Origin of the sequence: Herbaspirillum sp. RV1423, from assembly GCF_000577615.1 — a bacterium.
Lineage (GTDB): Bacteria > Pseudomonadota > Gammaproteobacteria > Burkholderiales > Burkholderiaceae_D > Herbaspirillum.
This window is the reverse complement of record NZ_CBXX010000033.1, coordinates 55,351-65,615: the sequence shown is the minus strand read 5'-3', so window position 1 is coordinate 65,615 and position 10,265 is coordinate 55,351. Positions and strand designations below refer to the sequence as shown.

12 protein-coding genes are annotated in these 10,265 nt (G+C 55.4%); all 12 read right to left on the bottom strand.

The features are described 5' to 3' along the window. Positions 1-39: 39 nt before the first annotated feature. On the bottom strand, positions 40-1,077 hold the full coding sequence (locus RV1423_RS22100) for a dihydrodipicolinate synthase family protein (protein WP_011801861.1): 1,038 nt from the start codon (positions 1,075-1,077) through the stop codon (positions 40-42). Between the two features lie 57 nt (positions 1,078-1,134). After that, on the bottom strand, positions 1,135-1,395 hold the full coding sequence (locus RV1423_RS30960) for an OmpW family protein (RefSeq protein WP_373419977.1): 261 nt from the start codon (positions 1,393-1,395) through the stop codon (positions 1,135-1,137). After that, positions 1,362-1,772: an OmpW family outer membrane protein gene (locus RV1423_RS30955; RefSeq protein WP_373419976.1), complete on the bottom strand. Its 411-nt coding sequence runs from the start codon at positions 1,770-1,772 to the stop codon at positions 1,362-1,364. Before RV1423_RS30955 ends, RV1423_RS30960 begins: the two co-directional genes overlap by 34 nt. A gap of 71 nt (positions 1,773-1,843) precedes the next feature. After that, positions 1,844-2,752 (bottom strand): 1,2-dihydroxynaphthalene dioxygenase, encoded by a 909-nt coding sequence (gene nahC / locus RV1423_RS22090; RefSeq protein WP_034301434.1) that lies wholly within the window; start codon positions 2,750-2,752, stop codon positions 1,844-1,846. Between the two features lie 25 nt (positions 2,753-2,777). After that, positions 2,778-4,229, bottom strand: coding sequence for an aldehyde dehydrogenase (locus tag RV1423_RS22085; RefSeq protein ID WP_034301431.1), 1,452 nt, complete (start codon positions 4,227-4,229; stop codon positions 2,778-2,780). A 48-nt stretch (positions 4,230-4,277) separates the two neighbouring features. Further along, on the bottom strand, positions 4,278-5,057 hold the full coding sequence (nagB, locus tag RV1423_RS22080) for a 1,2-dihydroxy-1,2-dihydronaphthalene dehydrogenase NagB (protein WP_034301428.1): 780 nt from the start codon (positions 5,055-5,057) through the stop codon (positions 4,278-4,280). Between the two features lie 63 nt (positions 5,058-5,120). Beyond that, the gene (gene nagAd, locus RV1423_RS22075; RefSeq protein ID WP_034301425.1) at positions 5,121-5,705 is read right to left on the bottom strand and encodes a naphthalene 1,2-dioxygenase system small oxygenase NagAd; all 585 of its coding nucleotides are present in this window, start codon (positions 5,703-5,705) and stop codon (positions 5,121-5,123) included. 14 nt (positions 5,706-5,719) lie between these two features. Further along, the gene (gene nagAc, locus RV1423_RS29275) at positions 5,720-7,063 is read right to left on the bottom strand and encodes a naphthalene 1,2-dioxygenase system large oxygenase NagAc (RefSeq protein ID WP_011801867.1); all 1,344 of its coding nucleotides are present in this window, start codon (positions 7,061-7,063) and stop codon (positions 5,720-5,722) included. 64 nt (positions 7,064-7,127) lie between these two features. Then, positions 7,128-7,466 (bottom strand): naphthalene 1,2-dioxygenase/salicylate 5-hydroxylase systems ferredoxin NagAb, encoded by a 339-nt coding sequence (gene nagAb, locus RV1423_RS22060; protein ID WP_011801868.1) that lies wholly within the window; start codon positions 7,464-7,466, stop codon positions 7,128-7,130. Between the two features lie 9 nt (positions 7,467-7,475). After that, complete coding sequence (gene nagH, locus RV1423_RS22055) at positions 7,476-7,961, bottom strand: dalicylate 5-hydroxylase small oxygenase NagH (protein WP_011801869.1); 486 nt, start codon at positions 7,959-7,961, stop codon at positions 7,476-7,478. Between the two features lie 2 nt (positions 7,962-7,963). Continuing rightward, positions 7,964-9,226: a salicylate 5-hydroxylase large oxygenase NagG gene (gene nagG, locus RV1423_RS22050; RefSeq protein ID WP_011801870.1), complete on the bottom strand. Its 1,263-nt coding sequence runs from the start codon at positions 9,224-9,226 to the stop codon at positions 7,964-7,966. A gap of 45 nt (positions 9,227-9,271) precedes the next feature. Continuing rightward, positions 9,272-10,258 carry a naphthalene 1,2-dioxygenase/salicylate 5-hydroxylase systems ferredoxin--NAD(P)(+) reductase NagAa gene (gene nagAa, locus RV1423_RS22045; protein ID WP_011801871.1) on the bottom strand — a complete coding sequence of 329 codons (987 nt, stop codon included), beginning with the start codon at positions 10,256-10,258 and terminating at the stop codon, positions 9,272-9,274. Positions 10,259-10,265: the final 7 nt, after the last annotated feature.

Here is a 10,265-nt window from a genome sequence, read left to right as displayed (position 1 = left end):
TGCTGATCGGAGATATCTGACTCAGGACCTGGCCTCGCCTCACTTCTTTTTCGAGCCGGTTGCCGTTTTGGTTTTCTTCAATTCCTCGGCGTACTTGGTATGCAGTGCGGCCCAGGCGTTGCCTGATTTTCGAGCACCTGCAAGGTATTCATCTGGTACCAGCGTATAGGGTGGCCGGCACGGCCCCGCTTTGAGCCAACCCGCCTCGTCCATTCGTGCTTTTTCGAGACCAATGTTGTATTTCGAGAATTCCGAGAAATCGCCGCGTGGAAACAGTGTGGCGTCGGCAGCGCGCATGTCATCTGAAATGGCCTTGGCCTTGGTCCAGTCACCGGTCGTCTTGGCCTGTGTCACCGCATCACGAAGCATGAGGGCAGTCGCTGGACCGCACATGGAGCCGCTGGACCAGAAGGCGGTCATGCGCTCAGGATTGATTCGGGCCGCAGCGTAATAGTCATCCTCATGCGGAAGGAAGCGAATATTTGGAGCCAATTTCAGATCCAAGTCCAGCATTCCGATGCCCAAGTACTTGGCTGTAACAACTTGCGGGATTTTGGACATTTCGGCCCAAAACGGGCGAGGAAAATCAAATTTGAAAGCCTCCGGGTTGGCATAAACAGCGATGGCAGCATCTGGCACCGCTTCCGCCACATCGCGATAAAACTGCACGGCGGTGGGCAGATCCATCTTCACCCACATCGGCACGCCGAGCATGGTTCCTTGGGCACCAATGTCCATCACTTCGCGGGTCTGGCGTATAACTTCACGGGTATTCAAGGCTGTTGTGCCGCAGAAGTAGGGCACTCGACCACGGGCGGTTTCGACGACCGTTGAAACAAAATCCCGCTTCTCTTCCCACGTCAGCGTCGCGCATTCACCAAAAGTGCCGTGGCTTAGAATGCCATTGACCCCGGCCGCTATCAACTCCTCGACGATCCGGGCCGTCTCGTCGAGATCAACCGTGTGCGTGCTGCGCCAGTCCGAAGCATCCGGAGTGGAGGGGGTCGGCATAATGACCCATGCGCCTTGAATATCCTCTGCAGTCAGGCGCGTCGCTTTGCTGGTCTTTCTTGTCATTCAAATATCCTTTAAAAATGGTGGTGTAAATAGAACTTGGGAATCAAAGTGGGCCGATCAAAATCTCCGACCAATCGCAATCGAGGTCAACAACGGATTCAATGTTACGCGGGCCGTGGCGACTTGCGGGCCAAGAAACCCAGATGCATCTGTTTTCAAATAAAGTTTGCGGAGATCAAAGCTGACAAACCAGTCGCGGTTGATGTCGGCTTCCGCGCCGATGTGGAGCACAGGTGCCCAAGCATGATCTGCATCGAATGAGGTCAGATTGGCGTCTTCGCTTTTTAAAATTCGGGTGTAGTTGATCCCCGCCCCCACGTAAGGGCGAATCCCCCCATCTGAGGCAGGTTGTAGGTCACCGACAAAACCGCAGGGGCGTATTGAATGCGGCCCAACAAAATGGGGGGCAGCGTTCCTGCGCCCGTCACTTTTGTGGTGGGAGGAATGCCAACGATCAACCGCGCGTTCCAGCTGTCGTTGATGACATAGCCGAAATCAAACGTCAAAGCGTTGTTGTCGCTGGCGTCGGCACTGCCTCCCGGCACTCTCCCTCCATTCATAGAGACTTCGGCGCTCGCATCGAAGGCCACGTTGGTGGCACCGATGCGGTAGGACCAGCGGGAATCCTCGGCATATGCATGGCTGAGCATCAGCATCCCAACCGCGGCGAGGGAAATGGCTTTTTTGATCATCATTGTCTCCTTATGTTTATATAAAACTGCATGCAACAAAAATAGATGCGACCGATTGCGCATCTATTGCATGGTTAGCTCAGCTTGACGTCCAAACCATATCCTGTGGCCTCGATAGCATGGCCGAAGATGTCGCCGACGTAATATTCCGATTCGGCCATGGAGGGAGCCCCTCGCCACCCAGGTTCGATCAGCCAGCCGGAAGGTGTTGCACCATAGAACGTCAGCGCCTTGTCGTTGGCATGAATACCCAGTTGCAATGCGATGTCAATCTTGTTCTTCATGAAAAGCTGGTGCGTATAACCCAGATCTTCCAGATGGGTGTATTCAATCATCAGATGATTGATGCGCTTGGCCGCAGGCATTGCGCCGAACGCGATGGAGTGATCGCGAGCGTTGCAATGCATGAAAGTCAGTTCAGCGGTCATGCCGTTGGGCAAAGGAAGGCGGTACTCGACATCTCCACGAAATCCCAGCAAGCTATAGAACTTACGCGCCGCTTCAACATCATTCTGACGCACGATGCAGTGGCCTAGGCCCTGATCGCCGGTTAGAAATTTTCCGTGCAAGGGACGACCGGGGTGGAAGGGATTGTTCAGGTCAATCCGAGGTCCCCAGAAAATCTCGGTCGGGTTGCCCCCCGGATCTTCTGTCTTCATCAGGCCCAGTACCATCCGTTCTTGTGCTTCGGCTTTGTCGCACACGTGGACTTTGTAGCCTGCGTCCTGGAGCTTTTGGCCCAATGCATCGAATTCCGGTTGACCGGAGACACGCCAACCCAAGTATTCAAGGTCATCTTGACCATTGTGATGGACCACGATTCTGTGGTGCCAATTGTCCATTCGCAGATAGAAGCGGTCCTTGTCACCTTCATCGAGGACTTGAAGCCCCAGCATGTTCGCGGCAAAGGATTTCCACGCTGCGGGATCCTTGACCGAAATGCCCATGTATCCTAGTTCAATGACTGCTGCTTGCTTGCTCATGGTTTAACTCCTTTGTTGCTTCGGCTTAGAAGGGATACTGCTGTTCGAACGGTTCAATGGTTAGCCATTTGAGCTCCGTGAACTCGTCGATCACCGCGCGTCCATCGAAGCGGCCATAACCGGTGGCCTTTGTGCCGCCATAAGGCGCCTGCGCCTCGATCTGCACGGTAGACCCGTTGATATGGACCGAGCCGTATTCGATCGCCATACCCACGCGCAGGGCCCGGTTGACGTCCCGGCCAAACACGCCCGATGACAGGCCATAGACGCTGTCATTGGCAATGCGGATGGCGTCTGCTTCGCCCTTGCAACGGATAACCACGGTGATGGGACCGAAGGTTTCCTCATCGTAGATCTGCATGTCGGCTGTCACGTGGTCCAGGATCGTGGCGGGCATGACCGCACCCTCGGCCATACCACCGCACACGACCTTGGCACCCTTGTCGATGGCATCTTTCAACAGGCCATTGATCCGGTCCCCCGAGTTGGACGACACCATCGGACCAATGACGCAGTCCCCGGTCACGCACGGATCGCCTGCACTCAACTTCTTGGTTTTCTCGACGAACTTCGCGACAAATTCGTCCGCGATCTTCTCGTCGACCACCAGGCGTTCGGTGGACATGCAGATCTGGCCTTGGAACAGGAAACTGCCAAACACCGCGGCCTTGACTGCCGCGTCGATGTCAGCGTCGTCCAGAACGATCAGCGGGGACTTGCCACCCAACTCCAGCAAGCAGCGCTTGAGATGTTGGGCCGCTTTCTGGGCGATGATGCGCCCCACGCGAGTGGAGCCCGTAAAGTTGATGCGACGAATCTCTTTAGACGAAATCAGCGCATCGGCGATATCGGGCGAGCGGTCCGGGGACGAGTTCAGATAATTGAGCACGCCAGCGGGCAGGCCGGCCTCCTGTACGCACTTCGCGATCAACGCGTGCGTGCCGGGGCTGAACTCGGAGCCTTTGAACACCACGGTATTGCCGCAGACCAACGGATACGCGATGGCCCGCGCCGCGAGCACTGCGGTGCCGTTCCATGGCACGATACTCAAGATGGGGCCGACCGGTTGACGCAGCGTCATCGACAGGGTGTCAGCCTTGTCCGTCGGAATGGTTTCACCTTGTATTTGCGTGGCCAGTGAGGCGGCTTCCCGGAACACATTGGCCGACAGGTGCACGTTGAACCCCGCCCATAGCGCGGAGGCGCCCACTTCCTTGGCCATCACTTTAATGAACTCGGGCGTTTTGCTCTCCATGACCTCTGCCACCTTCAAGAGAAGGCGCCTCCGCTCCGAAGGCCCAACGGCCTTCCAGGACTTGAACGCCTCTTGGGCGGATTGAGCCGCCTTGCCCGCATCGGCCACCGTCGCATTCGCGCATTGGGTCATGGTCTCGCCACTGACAGGGTGCTTCCGATCAAAGTATTTTTTGTCACCTGAATCGATCCAGGCGTCGTTGATAAACAATTTCGTCTTCATGGGGTGTCTCCTGAGAACGGGGTTGATAAATTTGCTTCAGTTAAAAATTCACTTGCGGCCGAGCGCCATGCCGCCATCAATGCTGATCACCGTGCCAGTGATGAACTTCCCTTGTTCCCGGGAGGCCAGCAAAAGATACGGTGCCACCACGTCCTCGGGCCTTGCTGCGAACCCCAAGGGGGTCAGGCCCTTGATCATGTCATCGATGCCGGGCATGTCTTTCATTTTGGTTTTGTCGAAACCGGCGCTTGCCGGGCCAGCCAAAGAAGTGACCGTGCCACCTGGCGCAACGCCATTGACCCGGATGTGCGGAGCCAATTCGTAGGCCAAAGCCTTGACCATGCCCAGCACCGCATGTTTGCTGGCAATGTAGCAAGAACCGCCGGCACCGACCGCATAGGAAGAAACGGAAGCCGTCACCACCACCGATCCGTTCGTCTTTTTGAGCTCCGGCAAGGCCGCGCTGATGCCGCTGAAATAGCTTTTGACGTTGATGTCAAATATCTCGTCGAAACTGCCCGAGAATTTCTCCCAAGGCTCATCGATGCTCAGCATGTAATCCCATATCCCGGCATTTCCGATGAAGCAATCCAGGCGCCCGAACTTGGCAACCGTCTGTTTAACCAGCTTCTCATTGGTGGCGTGATCACGGACATCGCCCGCCACGATCTCAATGTCGTCTTTGAATTCACTGCGAAGACCCGCCTCTTGCTCCTCGTTGCGAACGAGTGCAGATACGCGATAACCGGCTGCCTTAAAAGAGCGAACCAACTCGAAACCAATGCCCGAGCCGGCGCCAGTGATGGCAACAACTTGCTGTGTGTTCATGTCAATAAATTTCCGTTAAAAATAATCACGAATGCCCGCCATCCAGGCAGGCATCCCCAGGGCTCACAGGAAGATCATCAGGTTGTGGGTTTGGAGAATGCGCTCCGGGTAGTCCACAAAGCGTTCGACCAATTTGATGCCACCACCTTCGTTACGTTTCCATTTGTCTTCTCGCGTTGCATAGAACACGTCAACCTGGTTTCCGCGCCTGGCGCGGTGGAGAATGAGGTTGGAGCGGACATGCAGCAGATCCGGTGCACCCGTGTCCTTGGCTGCCATGACATTGGTGACGAAGCGAGTGAAACGCATCTTCGGGCTGTTGGCCCAATTCTGCGGGTCGAGCTGATGCTCAACTCGAACTTTCAGTTGCTGATAGTTCTCGTTGTAGATGTTCACCGCATCATTCAGTTGGTATCGACGCTCGGAAGTGGAGCGAAGTTCTCGCGAGATCACTTGGTATTTGATCTCGGGGGCAACGCAGTGTTCAAGCCAAGCCTTGTATGCCTGAATGTCCAACAGATGTGCTTCCCTGGCTAGGAGCGTGTTGACTTCTTGCAGCAAAGCGCTATCGTGTCCGATGAAGTAGCGATGAAATTCTTCAGCGTCGTGCGCGGAGACCAGCTGGTCTTCCTGGGTGTTGATCATCATGGTTGACTCCTGTATTAGCGATCGGCGGTCTGGGTGAGTTCGGCATGCCAACTGCGTGAGCTGTTTTCGAACTCGGCCCAATTGGAGCTGCTGATGTGAGCCTGGTAGGCGCGGTAGAAGCCGCGATAGCTGGTTTCACCGATGGACGACTTGCCAACGACGCCGGGATATACTTCATCACCGTAGACGTCCTTGCCGAAACCCAGGTTGGCAAGCAGATCGCTGTTGCTGGATTGGTATTTCTTGGCATTTTGCGACTCGGTTTCCATGTTGTCGTTGTCGTCGCTTTCCCAGAAGCCTGCAGGTCCGAACGTGCGCTGAACCGCGTCGGCTAAGCGGATTTTCAATTCCTCCGGCATGTCTTTTTCCACGATCGCATACGTCCAAACTTCGGTCGTGTTCTCGTCGATCGGGTTCCAGACCTTGAAAACGCCGGAGCAGGTCAAAATGCTGTTGTTCGGGAAAACCGTGCAGTTCAGATGGCTGCGGTAAATCCGCGCCCGAACATCACCGATTTCTTTGGCGAGCTTTTCCTGTTTTGCGCCGCCGAATGCCATCATGTCCGGCACCAGGTCGGCGCTGTGAACGCCGGAATAAGCGTCCCACAACACCCCCATGCCGCTGCCGTATTTGCTGGTCATTTGCAAGCCCGCGCCTTCGGGCGGCAGCATGGCGTTGCCCGCGAGAGGGGTAAATATCGACTGACCTGAGCGCAAAGACGATGCGTGCGTCCAGCCCACGTGGTATGCGTCACCCACAAAGTTTTCCGAGGGCGCCTTCCAGTTGGCCTTGATCACCACTTTGCCCGGGGGGCCTACAAGTTCCAGACCGCCTGAGTGCTTGAAGATGGGCTCCAGGTACCAGGCTGCATCACCCAGATAATCCATGAGCGGGGGAGCCTCTGCATCAAAACAGCCGTAAATAAAGCCATGAAAGCTCTCGACGCGCGGGACTTCTTTCAAGCCCAAGCACTTCTTTTTGATCGCATCTCCGTACAATTCTTTTTCAAAGGGAACGCTTTGAAGTTCACCGTTGGAGCCGAAACCCCAGCCGTGGTAACTGCACACAAAGCCTTTCGCATTTCCGGCTTCTGCGTTCACCAGTGTCTTGCCCCGGTGGCGGCAAACATTCAAAAAGGCTCGCACGGAGCCATCGTTCTGACGGGAGACGATGACTTCATCGACGCCCATTTTTGCTGTGACATAGTCGCCGGGGGAGGGAATCAGACTGTCATGGGTCAAAAAAAGCCAGTTCCGCGCGAAGATGGTCTTCATCTCATGCTGGAAAAGTTCTTTGTCACCATGAATCAGGTGCTTTTGCGTCAGCCCTGCTTTACTCACTAAGTTTTCATAAATCATGTTTGTTGTCTCCTCTTGGTTTTAAAAAAATAGGAATTGGTTGGGTGGGTTGATTTATTTTGATTTAACTTACCTCCTGCAAATAGTCTTGGTCGAGCTTGAGCATCACGCGAAGGTTTTCAATCTTCACGGGGTAGGTGCGGATGTTTTCCGTCAGCGGCGCACACATCGCCTTGCCGGAGCACACATCGAAACGCCCCTGGTGCAGCGGGCATTCGATTTCTCGGCCTTCCAGGAAGCCGTCGCTCATGCGTGCGGCACCGTGGGTGCAGATGTTGTCAGTTGCGAAGACTTCACCATCCACCTCGTACAGGGCGATTTCTTTGCCCGCAACCTGCACCGCCATCACATCACCCTCGGGAACATCAGCAAGCGCTGCTGCATCGGTCCAGTTTTCAGTCATGACTTGCCCTTAAATTGGATAGATGATGGAATTGGCGATCATTTCGCTGTCGTAAACGCAAAGCCGCGATTGAAATTTCAACCCTTCAGGCGTTCTCACGACAACATCGCGGTAATACCCGACATTGAAGACCGTCGAGTCACCATCAAACTTGGTGCGGATCACGGTGTAGTTGGCTTCCGAGGTGATGCGTTCACCATAGATGTCTCGCTCAACAGACACCACACGGGGTGTTCCCACAATGTGACGCTGGTAGTAAGGGTCGTGGTACAAGGTTTCCTTGACCCCGTAAACCCGGTCGCGAATCATGTTCTTGCTCTCCAATGCCAGCAGGCACAGCGGCAAGCCCTGGTCGAAGTTCTCGCGCGGCTGAAGGCGGTAGGTGCCTTCTTCCACAAAGAATTCGGGCCATTTTTCCCACTCAGCCGAATCGCAGACCATGGCGTAGTCGCTGTAGAGATTGAGCAGTTCGAAGTAAGTTTTGAAGTCCATCATGATTATTCCCCCATCACCTTGCGCCAGTAGTTGTACATGCCACGGATCAGGGTCTCGGTGACCATGTGATCGGTGTCACCAATGTCGTACCCGCCCATTTCCACGACCGTGCGGTGCGATGGCTTTTGCTCAAAGCCCTGCTGTGACCATTCAATGACCTCGCCATCGTCGGCAGAAACGAAACCGGCCGGGCCGAACAAATTAGCCTGTATCAGGCGGCGTTCTTTCATCTCCGGTGTGTCGTTCGCAAAGCCGAAGTGTGTCCAGACAAAATCAAAGGAGCCATGACCGTTGGGCTGGATGTGGCGGGTGGACACGCTGTTGACCTGCTGCTGAATGATCACGCTCGGAAAAATCGTGGTCATGACAGCTGTGGGACCACCCCACCACGGTTCCGGAACGATGTCCAGCAGACGCGGATCATTGACCTTCATCTGGTCTTTGAAACTGTCCACCCCTGACACCACATCGGCGTTCTTGCCGCCTTGGCCGCGTGTGGAGATCATGGCGGCATGGCGAAACTTGTCGTCCATCTTCAATTCGGACTTGTTATCCGCGCGCCACAATCCAAAGGTGGAGAACCAAGTGTGCAGCAGGCCGGGGTGATACGGATCCTTGATGTTTTCCTGCATCAGCTTCCAGTTGCCCGGAATGCGCTGGCGCCGGTAGCCCAGTATCTCCAGCTTGCGGCCGTCGAAGACGCGGTCAAAGTATTTCAGAATGGTCGGGCCCAGGAATTCCTCGAAAGGTTCGACGTCATGATCAAAGGAGGCGAACACCACGCCACCCCGCACGGCTACCTTGAGCTTGGTCAGACCATGGTCTGACACCTTGAAGTCTTTGGGCATGCCGCCATTGACTTTTCCCTCTTGCTTGACGCCGCGAAGAAACGGCACACCTTGAAGGTCACCCTTGAGGCTGTAGTTCCATTGATGGTAGGGGCAGAAAAAGTCTTTGGCATGACCGTTGCGTTCACGGCAAAAACGCATGCCACGGTGAGCGCAAACGTTTTCGATCACATTGACGCCACCTTCCGGATCACGCACCATGATGACGGAGCGTTCACCAATCACAGTTCGCTTGAAGTCCCCCGGATTCGGGATTTCAGCGTCCAGGCCGACGTAACACCAGTGGCCGTTATAGAATAGTCGGTCCAGTTCCTTCTTGTACAAATCCTCTCGGGTATAGGCCCAGAAGGGTACCCTGCTGGTTCCTTCCCCCGGCCACGTCGGGTTTTCCGGGAATACTGTTTTTTGTTCACGCATTACTTGCCTCCTTACGGTGGTTATGAGTCTGAGAATGCAGCGGCTTTAGACACCGCTAAGGTAAAACGCATCCGCGTAGACATGACTGGACTCCACGCCCATGCGGGTGACGAGAAGGTTCAAGGCGTCCACCATGGCAGGGGCACCACACAAATAGGCGCGCCAGCCGTCCAAAGTTTTCAAATCCTTTTCAATGGCATCGGTGACCAGACCACTGCGCTGGCCTGCACCGGCAGGGCCGGTGGCGACGACAATGTGAACAATCACATTCGGATGCGCAGCTGCCAACGCCTTCAGGCGCTCGCGGTCATACACATCCTTCGCACTGCGCACGCCAAAATAGAGATGAATGGGGTTTTGCATGCCGGCCTCCAATGCGCCACGCACGATGGACAGCACAGGTGCCAGACCCGTGCCCCCGCCCACACAGAGCATCGGGCCGGTGTGCTTTTGCCTCAGGTAGGCAGTACCCAAAGGGCCGCTGACGCGAATGGCAGCACCAACTTCGAGTTCTTCAAAGATGAATGCGGTGACACGGCCATCGGGCACGCGGCGAATCTGAAATTCCATTTCAGCATCACTACTCAAGCCGGCCATCGAGTAGGGTCGGATGTGTTCGGGCGTGAATTGCACCGTGGCATATTGACCAGCGCTGAACTCAATCGGCTTGGCCAACTTGACCCGAATGCGACGAATGTCATGGGTTGCCTCTTCGATTGCAGTGACAGTGCCCTTCACAATGCGTGCGGTATGTACCACAACCTCGTCGACCTCGGGCAATTCGATCACGCAGTTGTCGGTCAGCACCGATTGGCATGCCAGTACGTAGTCGTCTTTTCCAGTGTGTGGTCTGCCGGCCTCAGGTCCACTGCTGCGCACCTGACCTGACAGCACACGGCAACGGCAGGTACCGCAGCGCCCTGACATGCAGCTGTAGGAAATTGGCAATTGGTTGGCTCTGAGCACGTCCAGCAGATTGCTTCCGCTGTCCACATTCAGACGCACGTTGAGAGGTTTTACGACGAGTTCCATATGTTGA